The organism is Streptomyces sp. NPDC005775, assembly GCF_042871565.1.
GTDB lineage: Bacteria > Actinomycetota > Actinomycetes > Streptomycetales > Streptomycetaceae > Streptomyces.
Genome location: NZ_JBIAIU010000012.1, coordinates 139,025 through 164,252, shown reverse-complemented (window position 1 = coordinate 164,252; position 25,228 = coordinate 139,025). Strand labels below are relative to the sequence as shown.

General features: G+C 68.3%; 27 protein-coding genes, 1 tRNA gene and 1 riboswitch. Of the genes, 18 read left to right on the top strand and 10 right to left on the bottom strand.

All coding sequences use genetic code 11. The annotated features are described in order from the left end of the window. Nucleotides 1-67: 67 nt before the first annotated feature. Nucleotides 68-727 carry an RDD family protein gene (locus tag ACFYPA_RS26650; protein WP_359082358.1) on the top strand — a complete coding sequence of 220 codons (660 nt, stop codon included), beginning with the start codon at nt 68-70 and terminating at the stop codon, nt 725-727. Between the two features lie 45 nt (nt 728-772). Here the strand turns inward: ACFYPA_RS26650 and ACFYPA_RS26645 are convergent, their stop codons facing one another. Further along, complete coding sequence (locus ACFYPA_RS26645) at nt 773-1,114, bottom strand: hypothetical protein (RefSeq protein ID WP_359082359.1); 342 nt, start codon at nt 1,112-1,114, stop codon at nt 773-775. A gap of 370 nt (nt 1,115-1,484) precedes the next feature. Here ACFYPA_RS26645 and ACFYPA_RS26640 point away from each other — a divergent pair, with 370 nt between their 5' ends. Then, a complete protein-coding gene (locus tag ACFYPA_RS26640; RefSeq protein ID WP_359082360.1) occupies nt 1,485-3,884 on the top strand; it encodes an immune inhibitor A domain-containing protein in 2,400 nt (799 codons plus the stop codon). A gap of 126 nt (nt 3,885-4,010) precedes the next feature. After that, nucleotides 4,011-4,343: a hypothetical protein gene (locus ACFYPA_RS26635; protein ID WP_311312213.1), complete on the top strand. Its 333-nt coding sequence runs from the start codon at nt 4,011-4,013 to the stop codon at nt 4,341-4,343. A 55-nt stretch (nt 4,344-4,398) separates the two neighbouring features. Here ACFYPA_RS26635 and ACFYPA_RS26630 read toward each other — a convergent pair whose 3' ends face one another. Continuing rightward, on the bottom strand, nt 4,399-4,986 hold the full coding sequence (locus ACFYPA_RS26630) for an isochorismatase family protein (RefSeq protein ID WP_359082361.1): 588 nt from the start codon (nt 4,984-4,986) through the stop codon (nt 4,399-4,401). A gap of 271 nt (nt 4,987-5,257) precedes the next feature. Continuing rightward, on the bottom strand, nt 5,258-6,586 hold the full coding sequence (locus ACFYPA_RS26625; RefSeq protein WP_359082362.1) for a nicotinate phosphoribosyltransferase: 1,329 nt from the start codon (nt 6,584-6,586) through the stop codon (nt 5,258-5,260). A gap of 134 nt (nt 6,587-6,720) precedes the next feature. On the opposite strand from ACFYPA_RS26625, the gene clpS reads away from it, so the two are divergent. From clpS to ACFYPA_RS26585, 8 genes are all read left to right on the top strand, one after another. Then, the gene (clpS, locus tag ACFYPA_RS26620; RefSeq protein ID WP_018555894.1) at nt 6,721-7,026 is read left to right on the top strand and encodes an ATP-dependent Clp protease adapter ClpS; all 306 of its coding nucleotides are present in this window, start codon (nt 6,721-6,723) and stop codon (nt 7,024-7,026) included. Nucleotides 7,027-7,078: 52 nt separating this feature from the next. Then, a complete protein-coding gene (locus ACFYPA_RS26615; protein WP_359082363.1) occupies nt 7,079-7,663 on the top strand; it encodes a DUF2017 domain-containing protein in 585 nt (194 codons plus the stop codon). A gap of 310 nt (nt 7,664-7,973) precedes the next feature. After that, the gene (locus ACFYPA_RS26610) at nt 7,974-9,410 is read left to right on the top strand and encodes an amino acid permease (protein WP_359082364.1); all 1,437 of its coding nucleotides are present in this window, start codon (nt 7,974-7,976) and stop codon (nt 9,408-9,410) included. A gap of 92 nt (nt 9,411-9,502) precedes the next feature. After that, a complete protein-coding gene (locus ACFYPA_RS26605; RefSeq protein WP_359082365.1) occupies nt 9,503-9,934 on the top strand; it encodes a M67 family metallopeptidase in 432 nt (143 codons plus the stop codon). A 133-nt stretch (nt 9,935-10,067) separates the two neighbouring features. After that, on the top strand, nt 10,068-10,193 hold the full coding sequence (locus ACFYPA_RS26600; RefSeq protein ID WP_359082366.1) for a putative leader peptide: 126 nt from the start codon (nt 10,068-10,070) through the stop codon (nt 10,191-10,193). A gap of 109 nt (nt 10,194-10,302) precedes the next feature. Next, entirely contained in the window at nt 10,303-10,581 is a 279-nt protein-coding gene (locus tag ACFYPA_RS26595; RefSeq protein WP_359082367.1) for a MoaD/ThiS family protein, read from the top strand. Then, complete coding sequence (locus ACFYPA_RS26590) at nt 10,581-11,531, top strand: cysteine synthase (RefSeq protein ID WP_359082368.1); 951 nt, start codon at nt 10,581-10,583, stop codon at nt 11,529-11,531. Before ACFYPA_RS26595 ends, ACFYPA_RS26590 begins: the two co-directional genes overlap by 1 nt. A gap of 277 nt (nt 11,532-11,808) precedes the next feature. Further along, nucleotides 11,809-12,561 carry an MBL fold metallo-hydrolase gene (locus ACFYPA_RS26585; RefSeq protein ID WP_359316843.1) on the top strand — a complete coding sequence of 251 codons (753 nt, stop codon included), beginning with the start codon at nt 11,809-11,811 and terminating at the stop codon, nt 12,559-12,561. A gap of 75 nt (nt 12,562-12,636) precedes the next feature. Here ACFYPA_RS26585 and ACFYPA_RS26580 read toward each other — a convergent pair whose 3' ends face one another. Both ACFYPA_RS26580 and ACFYPA_RS26575 read right to left on the bottom strand, forming a co-directional pair. Then, on the bottom strand, nt 12,637-13,887 hold the full coding sequence (locus ACFYPA_RS26580) for a PTS transporter subunit EIIC (RefSeq protein ID WP_359082370.1): 1,251 nt from the start codon (nt 13,885-13,887) through the stop codon (nt 12,637-12,639). 274 nt (nt 13,888-14,161) lie between these two features. Continuing rightward, the gene (locus tag ACFYPA_RS26575) at nt 14,162-15,472 is read right to left on the bottom strand and encodes a PTS transporter subunit EIIC (RefSeq protein ID WP_359316845.1); all 1,311 of its coding nucleotides are present in this window, start codon (nt 15,470-15,472) and stop codon (nt 14,162-14,164) included. A 222-nt stretch (nt 15,473-15,694) separates the two neighbouring features. On the opposite strand from ACFYPA_RS26575, the gene ACFYPA_RS26570 reads away from it, so the two are divergent. From ACFYPA_RS26570 to rdgB, 4 genes are all read left to right on the top strand, one after another. Beyond that, nucleotides 15,695-15,928: a glucose PTS transporter subunit EIIB gene (locus ACFYPA_RS26570; RefSeq protein WP_018517946.1), complete on the top strand. Its 234-nt coding sequence runs from the start codon at nt 15,695-15,697 to the stop codon at nt 15,926-15,928. A 130-nt stretch (nt 15,929-16,058) separates the two neighbouring features. Next, a complete protein-coding gene (rph, locus tag ACFYPA_RS26565; RefSeq protein WP_359082372.1) occupies nt 16,059-16,796 on the top strand; it encodes a ribonuclease PH in 738 nt (245 codons plus the stop codon). A gap of 114 nt (nt 16,797-16,910) precedes the next feature. Next, nucleotides 16,911-17,306, top strand: coding sequence for a hypothetical protein (locus ACFYPA_RS26560; protein ID WP_359082373.1), 396 nt, complete (start codon nt 16,911-16,913; stop codon nt 17,304-17,306). Between the two features lie 33 nt (nt 17,307-17,339). Continuing rightward, nucleotides 17,340-17,942, top strand: a complete 603-nt coding sequence (gene rdgB, locus ACFYPA_RS26555) for an RdgB/HAM1 family non-canonical purine NTP pyrophosphatase (protein ID WP_359316849.1) — start codon at nt 17,340-17,342, stop codon at nt 17,940-17,942. Nucleotides 17,943-17,983: 41 nt separating this feature from the next. On the opposite strand, the gene ACFYPA_RS26550 is transcribed toward rdgB, so the two are convergent. From ACFYPA_RS26550 to bcp, 4 genes are all read right to left on the bottom strand, one after another. Continuing rightward, nucleotides 17,984-18,066: transfer RNA gene (locus ACFYPA_RS26550), tRNA-Leu, on the bottom strand. A gap of 42 nt (nt 18,067-18,108) precedes the next feature. Continuing rightward, nucleotides 18,109-19,122, bottom strand: coding sequence for an HNH endonuclease signature motif containing protein (locus ACFYPA_RS26545; protein WP_389134540.1), 1,014 nt, complete (start codon nt 19,120-19,122; stop codon nt 18,109-18,111). A 146-nt stretch (nt 19,123-19,268) separates the two neighbouring features. Next, nucleotides 19,269-20,765 carry a glycine betaine/L-proline transporter ProP gene (proP, locus tag ACFYPA_RS26540; protein ID WP_359082376.1) on the bottom strand — a complete coding sequence of 499 codons (1,497 nt, stop codon included), beginning with the start codon at nt 20,763-20,765 and terminating at the stop codon, nt 19,269-19,271. A 153-nt stretch (nt 20,766-20,918) separates the two neighbouring features. Next, nucleotides 20,919-21,386, bottom strand: coding sequence for a thioredoxin-dependent thiol peroxidase (gene bcp / locus ACFYPA_RS26535; RefSeq protein WP_389134537.1), 468 nt, complete (start codon nt 21,384-21,386; stop codon nt 20,919-20,921). Nucleotides 21,387-21,513: 127 nt separating this feature from the next. On the opposite strand from bcp, the gene ACFYPA_RS26530 reads away from it, so the two are divergent. The 3 genes from ACFYPA_RS26530 to ACFYPA_RS26520 all read left to right on the top strand — a co-directional run bounded on the left by ACFYPA_RS26530 (nt 21,514) and on the right by ACFYPA_RS26520 (nt 22,701). Continuing rightward, complete coding sequence (locus ACFYPA_RS26530) at nt 21,514-21,834, top strand: DUF3618 domain-containing protein (protein ID WP_359082378.1); 321 nt, start codon at nt 21,514-21,516, stop codon at nt 21,832-21,834. Nucleotides 21,835-21,879: 45 nt separating this feature from the next. Further along, nucleotides 21,880-22,218 (top strand): co-chaperone GroES, encoded by a 339-nt coding sequence (locus tag ACFYPA_RS26525; protein WP_136325477.1) that lies wholly within the window; start codon nt 21,880-21,882, stop codon nt 22,216-22,218. Between the two features lie 57 nt (nt 22,219-22,275). Continuing rightward, nucleotides 22,276-22,341: riboswitch (guanidine-III (ykkC-III) riboswitch) on the top strand. A 39-nt stretch (nt 22,342-22,380) separates the two neighbouring features. Next, nucleotides 22,381-22,701, top strand: a complete 321-nt coding sequence (locus ACFYPA_RS26520) for a multidrug efflux SMR transporter (protein WP_018555875.1) — start codon at nt 22,381-22,383, stop codon at nt 22,699-22,701. Here the strand turns inward: ACFYPA_RS26520 and ACFYPA_RS26515 are convergent. Further along, nucleotides 22,695-25,139 carry a transglycosylase domain-containing protein gene (locus ACFYPA_RS26515; RefSeq protein ID WP_389134533.1) on the bottom strand — a complete coding sequence of 815 codons (2,445 nt, stop codon included), beginning with the start codon at nt 25,137-25,139 and terminating at the stop codon, nt 22,695-22,697. The two genes, ACFYPA_RS26520 and ACFYPA_RS26515, sit on opposite strands and share 7 nt — an antisense overlap. Nucleotides 25,140-25,228 lie beyond the last annotated feature (89 nt).

Below are 25,228 nucleotides of genomic sequence, written 5' to 3'. Positions count from 1 at the left end.
GGACGCCGTTCCCCCGAACGCACCTGAGCCGTTGCGGGCGTCCGTGCGGCGCGGTGCACTGGCCCGCATGAGCAACGATCAGCCGACGTCCGGTCAGCCGCCCGAGGACGACCCGTTCTCCAAGAAGCCGCCCGGGTCTCAGCCGCCGCCGTCATCGGGCTCGCCCTACGACAGCGCGCCGCCCCCGCCGCCGTACGATCCCGGTCCGTACGGCGGTGGCCCGTACGGGGGCGCCGATCCGCTGGCGGGCATGCCGCCGCTCGCCGAGCCCGGCAAGCGGATCCTGGCCCGGCTGATCGACTTCCTGATCATCTCGATCCCGCTGTACCTGATCTCGCTGCCCTGGGGCGGTGCGGTCGAGATGTCGGACAACAACAACGACGACAACGTCGGCGACATCTTCGCGCAGACCTACAGCGGCCATCAGTTGCTCTGGTCGCTGATCGGCCTGGTGTGCTACGTCGCGTACGACACGTACTTCACGCACAAGGACGGCCGCACCCTCGGCAAGCGGCTGCTGAAGCTGCGCGTCGCGATGCTCAACGACGGCAGGGTGCCGGACACCGGCAGTGCGTTCCTGCGGGCGGTGGTGCTGTGGGTGCCGGCGCTGCTGTGCTGCCCGTGCCTGTGGTGGCTGATCAACATCGTGCTGATGTTCACGGACAAGCCCTACAAGCAGGGGCTCCAGGACAAGGCGGCCAAGACGGTGGTGGTGGTCACCAACTGACGGTCTGCCGGGAGGGTGTCGGCCCGCTCCCGGCCGCGCCGGTCGTCAGTGCCGCAGCGAATGTTCGCCCACCCGCTCCGATGCGGCGCGTGCGGCAGGGATCCTGGACTGTGCGGTGTCGAGGGTGCGGCCCTCGGGTTCGGCAGCGGCGGGGACGGCGTCGCGGTGTGCGGACACCGCGGCCCTCGTCTTCGCCGCTTTCGCTGTGTTCCTGCGGGTCGGCAGGGGGACGGTGACGGCCACCAGCAGGCCGAGCGCGAGCGCGGCCGTACCGATGACGGCGATGCCGATGCCCGATTCGGTACGGGACAGCAGCAGCATGGCGAGGGTCGAGAAGACGACGGTCACCGAACCGTAGGAGAGCTGTGCAGCAGTGGGACGCGGCATGGCGGTATCCGTCCTCGGGACGTCGGATGGGCGGTCTCTCGACACGGTCTCGGTGTCAAGTGACTCTACGACGGTGAATGCCCGAGCGGAACGGGTAGTAAGCGTCACCTAACCCACGGTACCGTTGCACGGGGGGCGCACGGAGTCATCTCGCGCGCCCCTGGGAGGGTTTGGCGCGCCGGTGTGGCGTGGAGGGGCCGTCCGGATAGCGGAAACGGGCTCCTGCATAGTGCACTTGGTCTGTTCAAGTCAAGGTCTGTCTTTTCTTCCGTAACTCCGGTCGAATGTCGTCACTTGTGACGCGTTACCGCGCGCGGCCCCTTCACACCTCCAAGGCCGTAGCCGCGGGCGCCGGGGAGGACTGCATCACGTGATCATTAAAAGACGGGCGCTTCGCACCGGGGCGGTTGTCGTGGCCATGGCCGCGACGGCCGCCACCGCATCCGCCTTCGCCACCGCTCAGGCGGATGACCAGGCGTCAGGCGCCGCCGCCTCCGCCATCGACCGCCGGGACCCGGGGTCGGCCAAGGGCGACGCGCACAACCTGGAAGGCCCCTTCAGCAAGCAGCAGGACGCCCAGCGTCAGGCCGCCCTGGAGAAGGTCATGTCCGGCGACAAGAAGGTGTCGGCGCGCAACGGCTCCAAGGTCGTCAAGCTCGACGACAACAAGTACGTCGAGCTGCAACGCCAGAAGACCGACAAGATCTTCACCATCCTGGTGGAGTTCGGCGACCAGGTCGACAACACCACCATGTTCGACCCGGACGGCGCCGGCCCCAAGCCCGCCGTTCCGAAGTACGGCGGCACGCCGGGTCCGGCGCACAACACGATAGCCAAGCCGGACCCCAAGAAGGACAACAGCACCGCCTGGCAGGCCGACTACAACCAGGCCCACTTCCAGGACATGTACTTCGGTACGGGTGCCGGCAAGGACTCGCTCAAGACGTACTACGAGAAGACGTCCTCCGGGCGCTACTCGGTGGACGGCGAGGTCTCCGACTGGGTCAAGGTCCCGTACAACGAGGCACGCTACGGGTCGAACTACTGCGGTTCGACCAACTGCGCCAACGCCTGGGACATGATCAAGGACGGCACCAACGCCTGGGCCGCCGACCAGAAGGCCAAGGGCCGTACGCCCGAGCAGATCAAGACCGATCTCGCCCAGTACGACCAGTGGGACCGTTACGACTTCGACGGTGACGGCAACTTCAACGAGCCCGACGGCTACATCGATCACTTCCAGATCGTGCACGCCGGCGAGGACGAGTCCGCGGGCGGCGGCGTCGAGGGCACCAACGCCATCTGGGCGCACCGCTGGTACGCCTACGGCACCAACGCCGGCGCGACCGGCCCGGCCGACAACAAGGCCGGCGGCACCCAGATCGGTGACACCGGCGTCTGGGTCGGCGACTACACCGCGCAGCCCGAGAACGGCGGCCTGGGCGTCTTCGCCCACGAGTACGGCCACGACCTCGGTCTGCCGGACCTGTACGACACGACCAACACCGCCGAGAACTCGGTCGGTTTCTGGTCGCTGATGTCGGCCGGTTCCTGGCTCGGCACCGGCAAGGGCAGCATCGGTGACAAGCCCGGCGACATGACCGCCTGGGACAAGTTCCAGCTGGGCTGGCTGGACTACGACACGGCCAAGGCCGCGACGAAGTCCACCCACAAGCTGGGCGTCTCCGCGTACAACACCGCCAACAAGCAGGCACTCGTCGTCGAGCTGCCCGACAAGGCCGTCACCACCGCCGTCACGACGCCCGCCGAGGGCGCCAAGCAGTGGTGGAGCGACATGGGTGACAACCTCAGCAACACCCTGTCCCGCCCGGTCGACCTGACCGGCAAGTCCAAGGCCTCCCTCGACCTCGCCGGCTGGTGGGACATCGAGGCGGACTACGACTACCTCTACACCGAGGTCTCGGACAACGGCGGCACCAGCTGGACCGCGATCGACGGCACCGCCGACGGCGTGGCCATCCCGCGCGACGCCAGTGACAAGCCGGCCCTGACCGACGTCTCCGGCAAGTACCAGCAGCTCTCGTACTCGCTGGACGCCTACGCCGGCAAGAAGATCGACATCCGCTTCCGCTACGCCACCGACGGCGGCGCGGGCGGCGTCGGCTTCGCGGCCGACACCATCGCGGTCAACGCCGACGGTGCCGCGCTCTTCACGGACAACGCCGAGGGCGACGACAACGGCTGGACCGCCAAGGGCTTCTCGCGGGTGGGCTCGTCCTTCACCAAGGACTACCCGCAGCGCTACATCGCGGAGAACCGCCAGTACGTCTCGTACGACCAGACCCTCAAGGTCGGCCCGTACAACTTCGGGTTCGCCAACACCCGTCCGGACTGGGTCGAGCACTACCCGTACCAGAACGGCCTGCTCATCTGGCTGTGGGACGGCTCGCAGAAGGACAACAACGTCTCGACCCACCCGGGTCAGGGCCTGATCCTGCCGATCGACGCGCACGCCAAGCCGCTGAAGTGGTCGGACGGCTCGGTCATGCGCAACAAGATCCAGCCCTTTGACGCTCCGTTCAGCTGGTACCCCACCGACGGCTTCACGCTGCACAACGGTGACGTGGCCACGAAGATCAAGCCGCAGCTCGGCGTTCCGGTCTTCGACGACCACAAGGGCACCTACTGGTACAAGGAGAACAAGACCGGAAGCGTGCAGGTAACTGACACCAACACCCGGATCTCGATCGTCAGCGAGCCGCTCAGCGGCTCCACGATGACCGTCAAGGTGGGCCCGTCCCACAAGTAATTCAGTAAAACCGCAGGTCAAACCATGATCGGCCGTCGCCCTCTAGCGGGCGGCGGCCGATCGTGTTTAGGTGCCTCTTGTTCGGTTTCTTATTGACACTCGAGGTCTCACGGGGGAGCGCGGAGCATGGCAGGCGGAGGATTCAGCAAATTGCCGAACGGCAGTGTGGTCGTCGCGATCACGCTGCCGAGCCCGGCACAGGGCGTCGGACCGGACACCCCGGTGCGCGTCCTGGTCCACGCGGCGAACCGGGCCCGCGCACTGACCCGGCTGCGCAATCTGGGCCTGCGCGCGGTCTACCTCCGCGGCAACGCGGAGCCGCCCACCCCGGACGAGATCACCGCCGTCCTGCACCACCCCGACGGCCTCCTGTGGCGCGCGAGACCCGAGCGGGCCCAGGAGCTCTGGCACCCGATACGCGCCCTCCTGAGGCCCGCCCTGCCGGCCCGGCAGAGCTAGGTCCTGTCCGGATCCCCCGCGACGCCGCGGGGGAACTCCGGACAGGACCCAGCCCTCAGCCGACCACCGGCTTGCCGGAGAGCACCACACCGGCGTCCCGCAGCTCGGTCAGCGCCCGGCCCGTCGTCGCCTCGGCGACGCCCGCGGTCAGATCCAGCAGTACGTGCGTGGCGAAGCCCTCACGGACGGCGTCGAGCGCGGTGGCCCGGACACAGTGGTCGGTCGCGATGCCGACCACGTCGACCTCGGTGACCCCGCGCTCCCGCAGCCACGCGGCGAGCCCCGTCCCGTTCTCGTCCTGGCCCTCGAAGCCGCTGTACGCGGCCGCGTACGCGCCCTTCTCGAAGACGGTGTCGATGGCCCCGGAGGCGACCGCGGGCGCGAAGTTGGGGTGGAAGCCCACGCCCTCCGTACCGGCCACGCAGTGCGTGGGCCAGGAGTGCTCGAAGTCCGGCTCGGCGGAGAAGTGGTCACCCGGGTCGATGTGGTGGTCGCGGGTGGCCACCACGTGCCGGTAACCGGGCTGGGCCTCACCGATCAGGTCGGTGATGGCGGCGGCGACATCGGCGCCCCCCTCCACCGCGAGGCTCCCGCCTTCGCAGAAGTCGTTCTGAACGTCGACGACGATCAAGGCGCGGTGCATGGCGGGTGTCCTTCGGTGGGGGAGTGAGCGGCGGCGGTTACGGGGGTGGCATCGAGCCTAGGGACTCGGACCTGCGTTAGGGAGGGGGCGCCCGTGCAAATCGAGCCCGGGCGTCAAGAATCAGGCCGGGGCGGGAAGCACCAAGCCGAGCGGGAGAATCGAGCCTGTCGAGGGGGCGCCTCCCATGCCTTCAGGCTATGGGGGAGATTGCGGACAAAGCGACCACCAGGCGCACCGAACCGCACCGAACCGCACCGAATCGCACCCGAACTCACACGTACTCCGTAGGCAGCACCGGCTCCCCACGGGACAGCTGCATCGCGGACATCGGCAGGCCCGCCCGCGCGGCGATATGCCGCTCCCGAGCCGCGTCCAGCGGCTCGCGCGCGACGACCTCGCCGCCCCTGACCAGCTCCACCAGCAGCTGCCGGCCGGCCAGCTCCGCCGGGACCGGGCCGGTGCCGATCACCTCCGCCTCGGCCACGCCGTCCTCGTCCAGCCGGCGCGCGGCCCACTTGCGGCCGCCCCTCGACGACTTCGCGCCCATCGACTTCTTCGCCACCGGCAGCAGCTCGTCCGCCGGGTCGGCGGAGGCGGCGCGGGCGACCAGCTTGTAGACCATCGAGCAGGTGGGCTGCCCGCTGCCGGTCACCAGCTGCGTACCCACCCCGTACGCGTCCACCGGCGCCGCGGCCAGCGACGCGATGGCGTACTCGTCCAGGTCCGAGGTCACCACGATCTTCGTCTCCGTGGCGCCCAGCTCGTCCAGCTGTTGGCGCACCCGGTGCGCGACCAGCAGCAGGTCGCCGGAGTCGATCCGGACCGCCCCCAGCTCGGTCCCGGCCACCTCGACGGCCGTACGGACCGCCGCCGTGACGTCGTACGTGTCGACCAGCAGCGTCGTGTCACGCCCCAGCGAGTCGACCTGCGCCCGGAACGCGTCGCGCTCGGAGTCGTGCAGCAGGGTGAACGCGTGGGCGCTCGTGCCGACGGTCGGGATGTTGTAGCGGAAGCCCGCGGCCAGGTCGGACGTCGTGTCGAAGCCGCCGATGTACGCGGCACGGGCCGACGCCACCGCCGACAGCTCGTGCGTGCGCCGGGCGCCCATCTCGATCAGCCGGCGCCCGCCCGCCGCCGCCGACATCCGCGAGGCCGCCGCGGCGATCGCCGAGTCGTGGTTGAGGATCGAAAGGATCACCGTCTCCAGCAGCACGCACTCGGCGAAGGAGCCCTCGACCCGCAGGATCGGCGAGCCCGGGAAGTACACCTCGCCCTCCGGGTAGCCCCAGATGTCGCCGCTGAAGCGGTAGTCCGCCAGATAGTCGAGCGTCGGGCCGTCGACGACGTTCTGGTCACGCAGGAAGGCGAGCATCTCGTCGTCGAAGTGGAAGTTCTCCACCGCGTCCAGTACCCGCCCGATGCCCGCGACGACGCCGTAGCGCCGCCCCTCGGGCAGCCGGCGGGTGAACGCCTCGAAGACGGAGCGCCGGCCGGCCGTGCCGGCCTTCAGTGCGGCCTGCACCATCGTGAGCTCGTACTGGTCGGTGAAGAGTGCGGTCGACGGCACACCGACCCGTCGCCCAAGGTCCGCTGAGTTCATGCCGGGGATGCTACCCCTATTTCGTCAGAGTGACGAGATGGGGGTGTGGGGGCAGGCGGGCGGCAGGCCCCGGCCCCGCCACGCCACCGCCCCCGTTTGTGCGATGCCCCCTCCCGAGTGGCAGCATGGGGTAGGTGAGCGTCGCCCCCGTAGAGATCGAACGACCCGAATCGGCCGAGGAGAACCTCGTCGTCCCCGAGCCCGACGTCCCCTGGGTGACGCTGGTCCACAACGACCCGGTCAACCTGATGAGCTACGTGACCTATGTCTTCCAGGCCTACTTCGGCTACTCCAAGGACAAGGCGCACAAGCTGATGCTCGACGTCCACCAGAAGGGCCGGGCCGTCGTCTCCAGCGGCAGCCGCGAAGAGATGGAACGCGACGTCCAGGCCATGCACGGCTACGGACTGTGGGCCACCCTCACCCAGGACCGCAACTGACCCCTCGCTCCACCCCGCCCCCGCCCCGCCCGACCACCATCGGAGTCAACCCATGGCCGGCCACTTCGAGGCCACCCCCGGCGGCGGCGCGGCCGTCGCGCTCGACGAGGTGGAGATCGCGATCCTGCGCTCCCTCGCCGTCCAGCTGCTCGAACTCATCGGCCCCGGCGACGAACCCGCCGAGGGCGACGACCCGCTCGCCGCGCTCTTCGCCGAGGGCCCCAGCGAACCGCCCTCCGACCCCGCCCTCGCCCGCCTCTTCCCCGAGGCCTACGGCGACGACGACACCGAACTGCGCGCCGCATCCGCCGAGTTCCGCCGCTTCACCGAGAACGACCTGCGCACCCGCAAGCGCGACGACGCCCTCGTCGTCGTCCGTACCCTCGACGCGCTCACGCCCGCCGGGGACCGGGCCGCCGTCCTCACCCTCACGGCCGACGAGTGCCGCAGCTGGCTGGGCTCCCTCAATGACCTCCGGCTCACCATCGGCACCCGCCTGGACGTCTCCGACGAGGACGGCGGCGAGGACGGCTCCCTCTACCGGCTCCCCGACAGCGACCCGCGCAAGCCCATGGTCATGGCCTACCTCTGGCTGGGGGCCCTCCAGGAAACACTCATCGAAACGCTGATGCCGTAAACGGCCGATCACGGCCCGTTCGCTCAACGAACGCTCAAATCCGAATAACGATCGCGTCACCTGAACGGCCTTCTTTGCAGCGGCCTGGCCGCCGTTGTCCGCTTTTTCCTGTGGTGTGCGCCACATAATGTCCGCTGGATCACCGATGTCCCCGTGATAAATCTTCACGACCACTCGGGGACGCCACCCCTGTTCCCGGGTAGGCGCTACGAGTCCGGCAACCACCGGCAGCACTCCATCCATATCCGGGGGGATCAGGACCTGATCCGCAGCCGTGAGGCGCGGATCGGCGTGGAGAAAGGCGCAGCACATGACATCGGCGCAGGTCGACGACAAAGGACGGGATCCGCAGGCCGCGGCCGCGGATGCCACCACGTCCGCCGAGGGCTACCAGAGGGCGCTCGGATCCCGCCAGATCCAGATGATCGCGATCGGCGGGGCCATCGGCACCGGCCTCTTCCTCGGCGCGGGCAAAGCCATCGCCAAGGCCGGCCCCAGCCTCATCCTGGCCTACGCCATCGCGGGCCTGGTCATCTTCTTCATCATGCGGGCGCTCGGCGAACTCCTCATGTACCGCCCGGTCTCGGGCTCCTTCTCGGAGTACGCCCGCGAATTCATCGGCCCCTTCGCGGGCTTCGTCACCGGCTGGACCTACTGGCTGTTCTGGGTCGTCACCGGAATCACCGAAGTCACCGCGGCCGCCCAGTACATGACCTTCTGGTTCGACATTCCGCAATGGGCGTCCGCACTGATCTTCACGATCATCCTGTACGGCGTGAACCTGATCTCCGTAAAGCTCTTCGGCGAACTCGAATTCTGGTTCTCGATGGTCAAGGTCACCGCCATCGTCGGCATGATCCTCATCTGCGCCGGAATCCTCACCCTCGGCTTCTCCGACGCCGGCGACACCGCGTCCGTCACCCACCTCTGGTCCGACGGCGGCTTCTTCCCGCACGGCATCAAGGGCACCCTGATGACGCTGCAGATCGTGATGTTCGCCTTCCTCGCCGTCGAACTCGTCGGCGTCACCGCGGGCGAGTCCAAGGACCCCAAGACCGTCCTGCCCAAGGCCATCAACACCGTGCCGTGGCGCATCGCCGTCTTCTACGTCGGCGCCCTCATCATGATCCTCTCGGTCGTCCCCTGGACCGAGTTCTCGCCCGGCGTCTCCCCGTTCGTCGAGGCCTTCGAGAAGATGGGCCTCGGCCTCGGCGCGGGCATCGTCAACTTCGTCGTCCTGACCGCCGCCCTGTCCTCCTGCAACTCCGGCATGTACTCCACCGGCCGCATGCTGCGCGACCTCGCGCTCAACGGACAGGGGCCGAAGTTCTTCACCCGCCTGACGCGGAGCGGCACCCCCCTCGTCGGCACCACGTTCTCCGCCGCCCTCATGCTCGTCGGCGTATGGATCAACTACCAGTGGCCCGGTGACGCCTTCACCTACGTCGTCTCCTTCGCCACCATCTCCGGCATGTGGGCCTGGATCATGATCCTGATCAGCCAGATCCGCTACCGCCGCCTGGCCGACCGCGGCGTCCTCCCGCAGTCCGGCTTCCGGGCCCCCGGAGCCCCGTACACCAGCGTCTTCGCCCTCGCCTTCATCGGCGTCGTCATCGTGATGATGGGCATCGACAAGGACGCCAGGATCTCCCTCTACTGCGCCCCGCTGTGGGCCCTGATCCTCGGCGTCTCCTACCTGGTCCTCAAGGCCCGCAACCCCGAGAACAAGGCCTTCGCCGGCCGCTGAACCCCCCCGCCCCACAGGGGTCATGTCCACGATGCGGGCCGCCGCGTACCACTCCTCGGTACGCGGCGGCCCGTCGTCCTATCCTGGGCGCCATGCTGACCCTCACCCAGGCGCTGTACGACCAGATCGTCGCGCACTCCCGCGCCGACCACCCCGACGAGGCGTGCGGCGTGGTCGCCGGTCCCGCCGGAACCGGCCGCCCCGAACGCTTCATCCCCATGCTCAACGCGGCCCGCTCGCCCACGTTCTACGAATTCGACTCGGCCGACCTCCTCAAGCTCTACCGAGACATGGACGACCGCGACGAGGAACCCGTGATCGTCTACCACTCGCACACCGCGACCGAGGCCTACCCCTCCCGCACCGACGTCACGTACGCCAACGAGCCCGGTGCCCACTACGTCCTCGTCTCCACCGCCGACACCGACGACGCGGGGCCCTTCCAGTTCCGCTCGTACCGCATCGTGGACGGCGAGATCACCGAGGAGGACGTCGAGGTCGTCGACGCCTATCCGGCACCCTGACCTCGACACCGGCACCCCACCGCGGCAGGTGGACGGAGCCTCCCGCCCCGCCCTGTCCACCTGCCGAACGCCAACCATCCATCAGCTGAGATCACATTCCGGAACCCGGACCGGGAATCGATACGATGAGCGCATGGTTCCCACTGACGTGAGCGACAAGACGCCGGGCACGCTGCTCGTGGCGCGCCTGCACGTCGACCTGTGCCGACTCGCCAGCGCGATCTGTACGAACCACCGGACCGCCGGCCGCGAGGCCTGAGCCGGGCCCAGCCCGGCGCCGCCCCACCGCACGCACCACCCCTGCGCGGGGGCAGAGCCGCGCGCCCCACGCCCACCGCCACCACTCCGCTTCGACAGGAGCCCACGCCATGGCCATCGAGGTCCGCATCCCGACCATCCTCCGTACCTACACCGACGGCGCCAAGGCCGTCGAAGGCAACGGGGACACCGTCGCCGACCTCTTCACGGACCTGGAGAGCCGCCACACCGGCATCCGTGAGCGCATCGTCGACGGCGACCAGCTCCGCCGCTTCGTGAACGTCTACCTCAACGACGAGGACGTCCGTTTCCTCGACGGCATCTCCACGAAGCTCAGCGACGGCGACAGCATCACCATCCTCCCGGCCGTCGCCGGCGGCATGAACTGATGCGCTACGACAGCCCGCTCGCCGCAGTGGGCAACACCCCGCTCGTCCGCCTGCCGCGGCTGTCACCGTCGGACGACGTCCGCATCTGGGCCAAGCTGGAGGACCGCAACCCCACCGGCTCGATCAAGGACCGCCCCGCGCTCCACATGGTCGAGCAGGCCGAGAAGGACGGCCGGCTCACCCCCGGCTGCACCATCCTCGAACCCACCAGCGGCAACACCGGCATCTCGCTGGCCATGGCGGCCAAGCTCAAGGGCTACCGCATCGTCTGCGTGATGCCGGAGAACACCTCCCAGGAACGGCGCGACCTCCTCGCCATGTGGGGCGCCGAGATCATCTCCTCCCCGGCGGCGGGCGGCTCCAACACCGCCGTCCGCGTCGCCAAGGGACTCGCGGCCGAGCACCCCGACTGGGTGATGCTCTACCAGTACGGCAACCCCGACAACGCGGGCGCCCACTACGCCACCACCGGCCCCGAGATCCTCACCGACCTCCCCTCCATCACCCACTTCGTCGCCGGCCTCGGCACCACCGGCACCCTCATGGGGGTCGGCCGCTACCTGCGCGAACACGTCGACGGCATCAAGATCGTCGCCGCCGAACCGCGCTACGACGACCTCGTCTACGGCCTGCGCAACCTCGACGAAGGCTTCGTCCCCGAGCTCTACGACGCCTCCGTACTCACCACCCGCTTCTCCGTCGGCTCCGCCGACGCCGTCACCCGCACCCGCGAACTCCTCCAGCAGGAGGGCATCTTCGCGGGCGTCTCCACCGGCGCCGCGCTGCACGCCGCGATCGGAGTCGGCAACAAGGCGGTCAAGGCCGGAGAGGCGGCCGACATCGTCTTCGTCGTCGCCGACGGCGGCTGGAAGTACCTGTCGACGGGCGTCTACACCGCGCCGACGACGGAAGCGGCGATCGAAACGCTGCAGGGCCAGCTCTGGGCGTAGCCGCCCGCGCTCGCCCCACCCCGGATGCCGGGGGTCCGGACCACACGGGTCCGGGCCCCCGGCATCCGCCGTTTCGGGGGCCGCTGCCCCCGCACCCCCGCTCCTCGATCGCCGGAGGGGCTGTGAGTCGGCCTCACCGCTTCCATCGAACCGGTGACAGCACAGGTGAGTTCCCCCACAACGACCCGCCTCAAAGGAGCGACCACCTCTTTCGCGCCTTACGCTCAACGAACCGCACGAACCCTCCCCGTTCCCACGTCTCGGAGGTTCACGCTCCATGAAGCTCACCGTCGTCGGCTGCTCCGGCTCGTTCCCGTCCGCGGGATCGGCATGCTCGAGTTACCTCGTAGAGGCCGACGGCTTCAGGCTGCTCCTCGACATGGGCAACGGCGCCCTCGGCGAGCTGCAGCGCCATGTCGGTCTCTACGACCTCGACGCCATCTTCCTCAGCCACCTCCATGCCGATCACTGCATCGACATGTGCGCGTACTTCGTCGTCCGGTACTACCCGCCCGACGGCGGACGCCCGGCCCGCATCCCGGTCTACGGCCCCGACGGCACGGAGCAGCGGCTCACCACCGCACACGCCGACACCCCGTCCGACCACGCGATGGGCGAGGTCTTCGACTTCCACACCCTGAAGCCCGGCTCGTTCGACATCGGCCCGTTCTCGGTGCGTACGGAGAAGCTCTGCCACCCCGTCGACACGTTCGGTATCCGCATCGAGCACGGCGGCAGCTCGCTCACGTACTCCGGCGACACCGGCACCTGCGAGGCCCTGGACGAGCTGGCGGAGGGCGCCGACCTCTTCCTCTGCGAGGCGTCGTTCGTCCACGGCAAGGAGGACATCCCGGACCTCCACCTCAACGGCCGCGAGGCCGGCGAACTCGCCGCCCGCGCACAGGTGGGCCGTCTGGTCCTCACCCACATCCCGCCGTGGACCGACGCCGACCGCAACCTCTCCGACGCCCGCGAGGTCTTCGGCGGGCCTACGGAACTGGCGATCCCGGGCGCGGTGTACGAGATCTGAGCCACGAGGTACGACGAAGCCCTCACCTTCCGCCGGGAAGGTGAGGGCTTCGGTCCGTCGTGCTGCCGACCCGGCTTACGCCTTGGTCAGGTCCTCGACCTCCTCCTCGGGCTCACGGCCCGGGGTGGTGAGGTTGAACTTCGTGATCGCGAAGCGGAAGAGCACGTAGTAGATGGCTCCGAAGACGAGGCCGATCGGGATGATCATCCAGGGCTTGGTCGCCAGGTTCCAGTTCAACGCGTAGTCGATGAAGCCCGCCGAGAAGGTGAACCCGGCGTGCACACCCAGGGCCCACGTGATGGCCATCGACAGCGCGGTCAGGACCGCGTGGATCGCGTAGAGCAGCGGCGCGATGAACATGAACGAGAACTCGATCGGCTCGGTCACACCGGTGACGAACGAGGTCAGCGCGAGGGAGATCATCATGCCCATCACGGCCTTGCGGCGCTCGGGGCGAGCGGCGTGGGCGATGGCGATGGCGGCGGCCGGGAGGCCGAACATCATGATCGGGAAGAAGCCCGACATGAACTGGCCCGAGGTCGGGTCACCGGCGAAGAAGCGGTTCAGGTCGCCGTGCACGACGGCGCCCGTGGCGTCGGTGAAGTCACCCAGCTGGAACCACGAGACCGTGTTGACGAACTGGTGCATGCCGACGGGCAGCAGCGCGCGGTTGATCAGGCCGAAGAGTCCGGCGCCGAAGGAACCGAGGCCGGTCATCCACTCGCCGAAGTTGGATATGCCCTCACCGATCGGCTCCCAGACCAGGCCGAAGAAGACACCGAAGATCACGCCGACGAAGGCCATGATGATCGGGACGAGCCGGCGGCCGTTGAAGAAGCCCAGCCAGTCGACCAGCTTGGTGCGGTGGAACTTCTGCCACAGGATGGCTGTGACGAGGCCCATCAGGATGCCGCCGAGGACACCGGGGTTGTTGTACGTCGCGGCAGTGTCCGCGCCCTTCTGGATCACCGCTTCGGTGACCGGGAAGGCCTTGAGGACGTTGCTGTAGACCAGGAAGCCCACGAGGGCGGCCAGAGCGGTGGAGCCGTCCGACTTCTTGGCGAACCCGATGGCGACACCGATGCAGAAGAGCATCGGAAGGTTGTCGAAGACCGCGCCGCCCGCGGTGGCGAACACGGAGGCGACCTTGTGCCAGCCGAGACCGTCGTCGCCGAAGACGTCGGGCTGGCCGAGACGGAGCAGAATGCCCGCGGCCGGCAGCACGGCGATCGGCAGCTGGAGGCTGCGTCCCACCTTCTGCAGTCCCTGGAACACGCCGGAGCCCCGCTTCTTCGCGGGGGCCGCCGTAGCGGTGGCCGTACTCATCAACTTCCTCCAGTAAGCAAGGCGCCGCCAGGGACAGGGTGTTTTTGGTGGGCGACGACTCGAGAAACGCGACGCGCAGGCGTCGCGTGGTCTGGACCACTGAGTGGTGTAGACCAGTTGTAGCACGGTGAGGGTTAGATAAGGAACCTGCAATTTCCGACTACTTCGCAGCAGCCATCACCCACGCACAGTGACATGCCGAAGGCCCCCGGACCGGTGGTCCGGGGGCCTTCGCCGCCCAGGGCGTAAGCCCTGGTCGGAGCAGCTGCTTCGGCTACTTCGTCAGGTCCTTCTCGATCTCTTCCTCCACCTCGTCGGGCTCCCGGCCCGGCGTCTGGAGGTTGAACCTGGTGATCGCGAACCGGAAGATGACGTAATACACGGCGGCGAACGCCAGCCCGACCGGGATGATCAGCCAAGGTTTCGTCGCCAAACTCCAGTTGATGACGTAGTCGATCAGACCCGCCGAGAAGCTGAAGCCGTCCTTCACCCCGAACGCCCACGTCACCGCCATCGACACACCCGTCAGCACCGCGTGGATCGCGTACAGCAGAGGCGCGACGAACAGGAACGAGTACTCGATCGGCTCCGTGATCCCCGTCACGAACGACGTCAGCCCGACCGAGACCATCATGCCGCCGACCGCCTTGCGACGATGCGGCTTCGCGCAGTGGTAGATCGCCAGCGCCGCCGCCGGCAGCGCGAACATCATGATCGGGAAGAAGCCCGTCGTGAACTGACCGGCCGTCGGGTCACCCGCCAGGAACCGGTTGATGTCACCGTGCACCATCGTCCCGTCCGGCTTGGTGTAGTCACCGAACTGGAACCAGACGAACGTGTTCAGGAACTGGTGCAGACCGATCACCAGCAACGCACGGTTGGCCACACCGAAGATGCCCGACCCCGCCCAGTCCAGGTCCACCAGCCACTTCGAGAAGCTGGTCAGACCGTCACCGATCGGCTGCCACACCCACGCGCACAGCGCCGCGAAGAGCAGGGCGACGAACGCCATGATGATCGGCACGAGCCGGCGGCCGTTGAAGAAGCCCAGCCAGTCCACCAGCTTCACCCGGTGGTACCGCTGCCAGAACCAGGCCGTCATCAGGCCCATCACGATCCCGCCGAACACTCCCGGGTTCTGGTACTCGGCCGCCGTCACCTGCGCGTCACCCGTGACACACGTACCGAACCACGTACCACCCGAGACGAACGTCGAACCGCTGTCACAGTCCACCGGGAACGCGTGCAGCACCGCGTAGTAGACGAGGAAACCCGTCACCGCGGCCAGCGCCGTGGACCCGTCCGACTTCTTCGCCATGCCGATCGCGACACCCACACAGAACAGCAACGGCAGACCGAGGCCCGAGTCCAGCAACGCACCACCGGCCGCCGCGAACACCTTGGCGAGGTTGTTCCAGCCCAGACCCTCGTCGCCGAACACGTCCGGCTGGCCCAGCCGGTTCAGAATGCCCGCCGCCGGCAGGACGGCGATCGGGAGCTGGAGGCTGCGCCCCATCTTCTGGAGGCCCTGGAAGAGGCCGTTCCACCACTTCTTCTGTGGGATCGTCGCGCTGCTTGAGCTCATCGGCGTCCTCCCGGAACAGGCCACGTGTGGCGGGTGTTGCAGACTGGTGTAGACCAGTTGCGGTACGGTGCGGAGCCCGCCCGGAAGACAGGGCGCCGGTGATCGTCATCATTGGTGATGGTCAGGCCACTCGCTCGCGAAGTTGGGCCAACCGTGCGTTACCGTGACGAAACGGACCCAGGGTGGGCCGTCGCACGTACGTGAAGAACCAGGGAGAAGGCCATGGCCAGCAAGGCTGAGAAGATCGTCGCCGGGCTCGGCGGAATCGAGAACATCGAAGAGGTCGAAGGCTGCATCACCCGCCTCCGCACCGAGGTCATCGACCCGAGCAAGGTCGACGAAGCCGCGCTCAAGGCCGCCGGCGCCCACGGCGTCGTCAAGATGGGCACCGCGATCCAGGTCGTCATCGGCACCGACGCCGACCCCATCGCCGCCGACATCGAAGACATGATGTGACCCACCGCTGAACCCCCGGGCCCCGGCCCGGGACGCCGCAGGCCCCGTCCACCAGGACGGGGCCTGCGGCGTACCCGGCGCACACCCGCACCGCAACGGCCCCCACCCCGCACCCGATAAAGTCGACGCCATGTCTCGTATCGACGGCCGCACCCCCGACCAGCTCCGCCCCGTCACCATCGAACGCGGATGGAGCAAGCACGCCGAAGGATCCGTACTCGTCTCCTTCGGCGACACCAAAGTCTTCTGCACCGCCTCCGTCACCGAAGGCGTCCCGCGCTGGCGCAAGGGCAGCGGCGAAGGCTGGGTCACCGCCGAGTACTCCATGCTGCCCCGCTCCACCAACACCCGCGGCGACCGCGAATCCGTACGCGGCAAGATCGGCGGACGCACCCACGAGATCAGCCGCCTCGTCGGCCGCTCCCTGCGCGCCGTCATCGACTACAAGGCCCTCGGCGAGAACACCATCGTCCTGGACTGCGACGTCCTCCAGGCCGACGGCGGCACCCGCACCGCCGCCATCACCGGCGCCTACGTCGCCCTCGCCGACGCCATCACCTGGGCCCAGGGCAAGAAGATCATCAAGCACGGCCGCAAGCCGCTGACCGGCACCGTCTCCGCCATCAGCGTCGGCATCGTCGACGGCACCCCCCTCCTCGACCTCTGCTACGAGGAAGACGTCCGCGCCGAGACCGACATGAACGTCGTCTGCACCGGAGACGGCCGCTTCGTCGAGATCCAGGGCACCGCCGAGGCCGAGCCCTTCGACCGCAAGGAACTGAACGCCCTCCTCGACCTCGCCACGGCAGGCTGCGTCGACCTCACCGCCCTCCAGAACGACGCCCTCGCCCGCACCCTCGGCGAGTAGAGCCCGCCAGGTAAAGAAGCAACCAAGTCCCCCCGCACAGCGTCGATACGAATACGGGCGCACGGGTCGAACCGTGCGCCCGTCCGCGTATCCGCACCCGGGGAGGGACCCACCATGGCCACGCGCCACCGACGCCACCGCCGCACCGCACTGGCCATCACCGCCGCGCTGCTCACCGTCACCACCGCAGCCGGCTGCGGCGCCCTCGACAAGACCCTCGACTGCGTCCGCACCGCCGACGCCATCGCCACCAGCGTCGACAACCTCCAACAGGCCGTCGCCAACGCCTCCAACGACCCCACCCAGGCCTCCGAATCACTCGACGAGATCCAGAAGGAACTCGACAACCTCGGCGACAAGACCGACGACGCCGACCTCAGCAAGGCCGTCGACGACCTCCGGGCGGGCGTCGGCAACGTCCGCGACTCCATCGACAAGGGCGACGCCACCCCCGACATCACCCCCGTCACCGACGCGGCGACAGAGATCGGCAAGGTCTGCACGCCGTAACGCCCGCCATCCCGGCGCGGCGATAATCGACCCATGACCCGCCTCATCCTCGCCACCCGCAACGCCGGGAAGATCACCGAACTCCACGCGATCCTCGCCGACGCAGGCCTCACCCACGAACTCGTCGGCGCGGACGCGTACCCGGAGATCCCCGACGTCAAGGAAACCGGCGTCACCTTCGCCGAGAACGCCCTCCTCAAGGCCCACGCCCTCGCCCGGGCCACCGGCCACCCCGCCATCGCCGACGACTCCGGCCTCTGCGTCGACGTACTCGGCGGCGCCCCCGGCATCTTCTCGGCCCGCTGGTCCGGCACCCACGGCAACGACCGGGCCAACCTCGACCTGCTCCTCGCCCAGCTCTCCGACATCGACGCACCGCACCGCGCCGCGCACTTCGCCTGCGCCGCCGCCCTCGCCCTCCCCGACGGCACGGAACGCGTGGTCGAGGGCCGCCTGCTCGGCACCCTGCGCCACGTCCCGTCCGGCACGGGCGGCTTCGGCTACGACCCGATCCTCCAGCCGGAGGGCGAGACCCGCACCTGCGCGGAGCTCTCCGCGGCGGAGAAGAACGCGATCAGCCACCGGGGGAAGGCGTTCCGGGGGCTGGTGCCGGTGGTGCGGGAGTTGGTGGGTTGAACATGCGGATGGGCCGCCCCGAAGGGCGGCCCATCCTGCTGTGCGGCCGGTGGGATTCGAACCCACACGAGCGAAGCTCACCCGGTCCTAAGCCGGCGCGCGTCTGCCATTCCGCCACGGCCGCATACTCATAGCCATCGTAGTGGCAGAGGTCTTCGTGGCACAGTCAGGTCGCTGTGTGGAGCCTTTGGGAAGGCAACTTCTTCCGGCACCAGGTGTCAGTCAGCGCGTGGCAGTTGGGGCAGAGGTAACGAAGGTTCTCGGCCCGGTTGTCGCACCAATCGCCATTGATGTGGTCGATCTGAAGCGTGAAGGACTGTTTCAGCCACTTCCCCCGGTTGCCGCAGGACTCGCAGCGGTACGCGACCCCAATCTCTTGCAGAGAGCGGTGAAGGCTCTCCCGGTTCGTGCGTGCTGACCCCTGCGGCTTGACAACCAAGGTCGTCGGTGCGAGCGCTTTGGGCTCGCGCACCTGGATCGAAGCCCAAGGGCGTCGTGTGAAGTGGCTCGTGTCGAGCTTCAACTGAAGGACCTTGCGTCGCACCCGGCGGTGGTTCGAGTCCTTTACCTCAAGACCGAGTGCACACAGGACCTCCGCGAAGCTGCTGGCTCTCGGAACGGCATCGCGCAGGGCGGCCTCTGGAATGGCGAGGCGCGCATTGCGGAAGTGCGAGGTATCGATGCCGCTCCTGCGCAGCAGGCCCGCCAGTGCTGAGCGCGACTGGCTGTCGTCACCCATTCCCAGGCCGCGCGCCACTCCGCGGATGCTGTCGGCGGCGGCCGTGGCCGTCCGTAGCTCCTCTGTGGTGAACACCAGGTCCAGATGCGGGCGGTTCATGCCAGGGAAGTGGCTGACATCGAATCCCGCAGCTGCGATGCGGCGGCTGATGTGGGAGAGCGTGCCACTGGCGGGTGGTGCACCGAGCTTGGTGACGACCTCGCGTAGCGACGAAGAGGACGCGACGGCCGCTGCAATGGCCGCGTCCGGGTACTTTTGCCACGGGCTGCGCTTCTGGAAGTGGGACGTATCCAGACCGTGTTCGGCCACCTTCCCCTGCAGAACGCGCCGCTGGCCCCCACTCTTCTTGAGCCCGAGCCGACTCATCAGGTCCGTCCAGTTCTTCGCCTCGGCGACCGCGCCGGTGAGCCTCTCCCGCTCGTACACAAACTGACCCGGCACGTTCCCCTCCGTATCCGGCCGCGCGTTCGTGGCCTCGTACGGATCAACGAACCGATTATCGGGGAGTCACGTCCGATATCCGACAAGATGCGGAACGGTCCGTACCGCTTCCCTGGATGCGGTACGGACCGTGCAAGAGGCAAGGATCAGAACTTCGGGTCCGGCGTCTGGGCCGCGACCAGTTCCTCCGCCTCCGCGCTCGTTTCCACCGACGGGGGCGATCCCGCCAGCGGCTTGTTGGCGGTCTCCTTCATGCAGGCCACCGCGATCACGCCCACCAGCGCCGCCGCCATCGCGTAGTACGCCGGCATCAGGTTGCTGCCCGAGACGCTGATCAGGGCCGTGATGACCAGCGGGGTCGTACCGCCGAAGATCGACGCGCTCAGGTTGTAGCCCACCGACAGGGACCCGTAGCGGACGTTCGTCGGGAACAGCGCCGGGAGCGCCGCGGACATCGTGCCGAGCATGCAGACCAGGGAGAGGCCCAGCATCAGCATGCCGATCGTGATGGCGGGGATGCTGCCCTGGCGGATCAGGAGGAAGGCGGGGAGGGAGAGGATCAGGAAGCCGAGCATGCCGGTCATCAGCAGGGGCTTGCGGCCGAAGCGGTCGGAGAGTTTGCCGACCTGGCTGATGATCACCATGAGGAACACCATGACCGCGAGCAGGATCAGCAGGCCGTGGGTCTCGCTGTAGCCGAGTTCGTCGGAGAGGTACGTCGGCATGTACGACAGCAGCATGTAGTCGGTGATGTTGTACGCGCCGACCAGGCAGATGCAGAGGATCAGCGTCGGCCAGTAGTTGCGGAAGATCTTGGCGAGGTCGCCCTTGGCGGTCGTCTCGACGCTGTCCGCCGCTTCGGTGGCGTGTGCGGTGCCGCCCTCCAGCTTCTGGAACGCGGGGGTTTCGTCGAGGCGCAGTCGCAGGTAGAGGCCGACGAGGCCGAGGGGGCCGGCGACGAGGAAGGGGATGCGCCAGCCCCAGGACTCCATCTGGGTGTCGTTGAGGAGGGCGTAGAGCGCGGTGACGAGGCCGGCCGCTCCGACGTATCCGGCGAGGGTGCCGAATTCGAGGAAGCTGCCGAAGAAGCCACGTCGCTTGTCGGGGGCGTACTCGGCGATGAACGTGGAGGCGCCGCCGTACTCGCCGCCGGTCGAGAAGCCCTGGAGCATCCGGAAGAGGATGAGGAGGATGGGGGCCCCGACGCCGATGGTGTCGTGGGAGGGGATCAGGCCGATGGCGAAGGTGCCGACCGCCATGAGGATCATGGTGAGGGCGAGGACCTTCTTGCGGCCGATCTTGTCGCCCATGGGGCCGAAGAACATGCCGCCGAGCGGTCGCACGAGGAAGGCGACGGCGAAGGTGGCGAAGGAGGAGAGGAGCTGGGTGGTGTCGTTCCCGGAGGGGAAGAAGACATGACCCAGGGTGGCGGCGAGGTAGGAGTAGATGCCGAAGTCGAACCACTCCATGGCGTTACCGAGGGATGCCGCCTTGACCGCGCGCTTGACCGCCTGGTCGTCCGTGACCGTGATGTCCGTCCTGCGCAGCTTCGGGTTCTGGCGCTTTCGGATGGCACGGAAGAGGGCGGGGTGGCGTTTGACCGCTTCGGGGTCGGCCACCTGCTGGGGGTCGGAGGCCGCCATGGCCGGGTCCTTTCCTCGGTGGGTGTTCCAGGAAAGGCTTCTGCGCGGACATGGCGGTTGCAAACCGATTCGCCCGGGGATTGGGATGTCCATCACATGTTTTCGGCCATTCGGCTCAATCCCCGGGCGGTTCGAGGTGGCTCGGCCGGAGGGTCAGATGCCCAGGTCCTTGATGATCTTGGCGACGTGGCCGGTGGCGCGCACGTTGTAGAAGGCGTGCTCGACCTTGCCGTTCTCGTCGACGACGATCGTGGAGCGGATGACGCCCATCACCGTTTTGCCGTAGTTCTTCTTCTCGCCGAAGGCGCCGTAGGCCTCCAGGGTCTCCTTGGCGGGGTCACCGACCAGGGTGACCTTGAGGTTCTCCTCGTCACGGAACTTCGCGAGCTTCTCCGGCTTGTCGGGGGAGACGCCGATGACGTCGTAGCCGGCGGTGGCCAGGAGGTCGAGGTTGTCGGTGAAGTCGCAGGCCTGCTTGGTGCAGCCGGGGGTAAGGGCGCGGGGGTAGAAGTAGACGATGACCTTGCGGCCCTTGTGGTCCGCGAGCGATACGTCGTTCCCGTCGGCGTCGGGGAGGGTGAAGGCGGGGGCGGTGTCGCCGGGCTGGAGGCGCTCGCTCATGGTTCTCCTCGTTGGTACGTGGGGTGTACGGGACCGAGAGTAATAGGGGTGCCGCCGGGTGCGGGAGCGGTCGAGCTGACAGACTGTCGATGAAGGTTTACCGGACGAGGACCACGGAGGCGGCGCAGTGTCGGATGCCAGGAGCCCTGCGCAGATCGAGGCGGACATCATCAGCAGGCGTGAGCAGCTCGCGGTGGTGCTCGATGAGATCGGGGTGCGGGTGCACCCGAAGACGATCATGGGTGACGCGAAGGCGAAGGTGGCCGAAACCGTGGACCGGACGGCCGGGCGGGCGTTCGTCGCGGTGAACCGGACGGTTTCGGACGTGAAGGCGCAGTTCGTGTCGGAGGAGGGTGCGCCGCGTCTGGAGCGGGTGATTCCGGCGGCGTTGCTGGCGGTGGGCGTGGTGGGGCTGGTCGTCGTGTCCCGGCGCCGGAAGAACCGCTGACCCCAAGGGCGCGTGCCCGCCTCGCGGCCAGGTAGGTTGCGGGGCGTGAGCGAGAACAGCGACGACAAGCTGCCCATTCGGATGTTGCACGACCGTGTGCTGGTCCGGTCCGATTCGCCCGAGGGTGAGCGGCGTTCCGGTGGCGGCATTCTGATTCCGGCGACGGCTGCGGTCGGGCGCCGGCTGGGGTGGGCCGTGGTGGTCGCCGTGGGGCAGAACGTGCGGACGGTGGAGCCGGGGGACCGGGTCCTGTACGACCCCGAGGACCGTGCCGAGGTCGAGGTGCGGGGAGTGGCGTACGTGCTGATGCGCGAGCGGGATCTGCACGCGGTGGCTGCGGACCGGTTCGAGGGTTCGGTGGATTCGACGGGGCTGTATCTGTAGCGCCCGTGGAGTGGGGGAGGAGGCCTGGTGACTGCGGTCACCGGGCCTTTTGCCTGTTCTTTGCTACGGTGGTGTGACCCCGACGAGACGCGCCGTACCGGGTTTCCGTAAAGACGACGCACCCGTGTTGTTCGTGTGTTCTGTGTCGTCGGAGGTGCCGTCGTGGCGTGGGTTCTGTTGGTGGTCGCGGGTCTGCTGGAAGTGGCCTGGTCGATCGGGATGAAGTACACCGAGGGGTTCACCCGGTTGTGGCCGAGTGTGTTCACGGGCCTGGGGATCGTCGCGAGCATGTTGTTGTTGTCGCATGCGGCGCGGACTCTGCCGATCGGTACGGCGTACGGGGTGTGGGTCGGTATCGGTGCGGCGGGTGCGGCGGTGCTGGGCATGGTGGTGCTGCATGAGCCGGTGACGGCGGCCCGGATCTTCTTCGTGTGTCTGTTGCTGGTGGCTGTGGTGGGGCTGAAGGCGACGTCGGGTCACTGACGGGCGGGGATGGCGGGGACGGCGGCGGCGCGGGGGCCTTCGAGGAGGCCTGTGCCGCCTCCGCCGTCCCCGCCTCCGTTGTCGTTTCCGCCGTTGCCCTCGCCGCCTGTGCCGCCTCCGTTGTCGCCGCCCTCGGTGTCGGTGCCGCCGTCCGTCGGGCCGCCGTCGGTGTCGGTGGTGTCGGGCGTGGTCTGTGGGGCGGACGGGGTGCTGGGCGGGGTGGTGCTCGGGGTGTCCGGGGCTGTGCTGGAGGGTGTGCGGCTGGGTGTGCGGGTGGTGCCGGGGGCTGTGTTCTCGTCGGTGGGGAGTGCGGTCTCGTCGGTGCCGGCTTCCAGGTCGAGGTCGAACTGTGCGACGGGGGTGCCCCGCAGAGCGGCCGCGGTGTACTGGGCCCAGGTCTGGGCGGGGGCGCCGCCGCCGTTGATGCGGGGCAGGCCGAGTGCTCCGTAGAGGGGTTTCTGGGCGCCGGTGTCGGGGTTCTGGCCCATGACGGCGATGACGGTGGCGAGGTCGGGGGTGTAGCCGGCGAACCAGGCGGCCTTGTCCTCCTCGGCGGTGCCGGTCTTGCCGGCGGCGGGGCGGCCGGCGCCCTGGGCGGCGGTGCCGGTTCCTCCGTTGACAACGCTCTGGAGGATCGAGGTGGTGGTGTCGGCGGCTTCGTGGGGGACGGCCTGTTCGGTGGTGCGGTCGGGGAGCCGGACGCTCTCGCCGTCCTTGGTGACCTTGTCGACGAGGACGTGGGCGCCGTGCTTGCCGTGGTTGGCGAGGGTGGCGTAGGCCTCGGTCATGTCGAGGACGCTGGCGGTGGCGGGGCCCAGTGCGATCGACGGGGAGGCGGTGAGGTCGGGGGTGTTCTTCGGGATGCCGAGGTCGATGGCGGTGGCGCGTACCTTCTCGGGTCCGACGTCCTCCGCCATCTGGGCGTAGACGGCGTTGACGGATTTGTCGGTGGCGGTGCGGACGGTGATGGGTCCGTAGCTGCGGTCGTCCTCGTTGGCCGGGTCGTATCCGGTGGGTCCGTCGGGCCCCTGCACCATGCGTTTGTTGGTGCCGTCGTAGAGGGTGCCGGGGGTGATGCGGCGGCCGTCCTGGGTGGTGGAGTGGTTGGCGACGGCGGAGGTGAAGACGAAGGGCTTGAAGGTGGAGCCGACCTGGTAGTCGCGGCGGGTGGCGTTGTTGACGTACTGCCGGGTGTAGTCGATGCCGCCGTACATGGCGAGGACGCGGCCGGTGGCGGGGTCGATGGAGGCGCCGCCGACGCGGACGTTGCGGTCGGCCGCGTTCTTCTTGCTGGTCTTGGACATGACGTTGTCGTCGACGGCTTCGACGAGGGCGTCCTGTTTCGTCTTCTCCAGCGTGGTGGTGATGCGGTAGCCGCGGGTGGCAAGGGTTTTCTCGTCGAGGATGTCGTTCTGGATCAGGTAGTCGTCGACGGCCTGGACGATGTAGCCGCGTTGTCCGGAGAGGCTGTTGGCGGGCTTGACGGGGCCGGGGAGGGGGAAGGTGAGGGCGGCGCGTTCGCCGGCTCCCAGCCAGTCCTCCTTGACCATGCCGTCGAGTACGTAGTTCCAGCGGGCGAGGGCGGCGGGTTTGTTCTCGGGGTGGGTGATGACGTCGTAGGCGCTGGGGGCGTTGAGCAGGGAGGCGAGGTAGGCGCCTTCGGCGGTGGTGATGTCGCCGATGTCCTTGCTGTAGTAGGCCTGGGCTGCGGCCTGGATGCCGTAGGCGTTGCGGCCGAAGTAGCTGGTGTTGAGGTAGCCCTCGAAGATCTGGTCCTTGGACTCTTCGCGGTTGAGCTTGATCGCGATGAAGAATTCCTTGATCTTGCGGACGACGGTCTGTTCCTGGCCGAGGTAGTAGTTCTTGACGTACTGCTGGGTGATGGTGGAGCCGCCCTGTTTGCCCTTGCCGGTGAGGGTGTTCCAGCCGGCCCGGGCCATTGCCGTGATGTCGACGGCGCGTTCGGAGTAGAAGTCGCGGTCCTCCGCGGCGAGGACGGCGTGCTGGACGGTGCGGGGGACCTGGGCGAGCCTGACGTTCTCGCGGTTGACGTCGCCGTCGCGGGCGATGACGCTGCCGTCCTTGTAGAGGTAGACGTTGGACTGGGCGGTGGCGCTGGCGTTGGCGGGCGGGATGTCGACGAGCTGGTAGCCGGCGATGAATCCGCCGATCAGGACCAGTGCGATGAGGAGGATGCCGCCGAGGACCATGCGCCAGGTGGGGATGGCGCGGCGCCAGCCGGTGCGTTTGGGGCGTTTCGGCTTCTTCTGTTTGCCCGCGCCGGTGCCGTCGCCGCCGCCGGTGCCGCCCTTGCCGTCGCCGCCTCCGGTGGCCGGGGTGCCTTGTTCCGCGGGGGCGGCAGCGTCGGCAGACAGGTCCCTGGGGGTCCAGCCCCGGTCTGCCGGGTCCCCGTTCTGCTGCTGTGGCTCGTCGCTCATGTCGGTGCAGACTCCTCGGCCGCGGTCAGTTCTCCCATACTGCACTTTTCTATGGAATAACTATCGGATCGACCTCCGTAAAGCGGTCG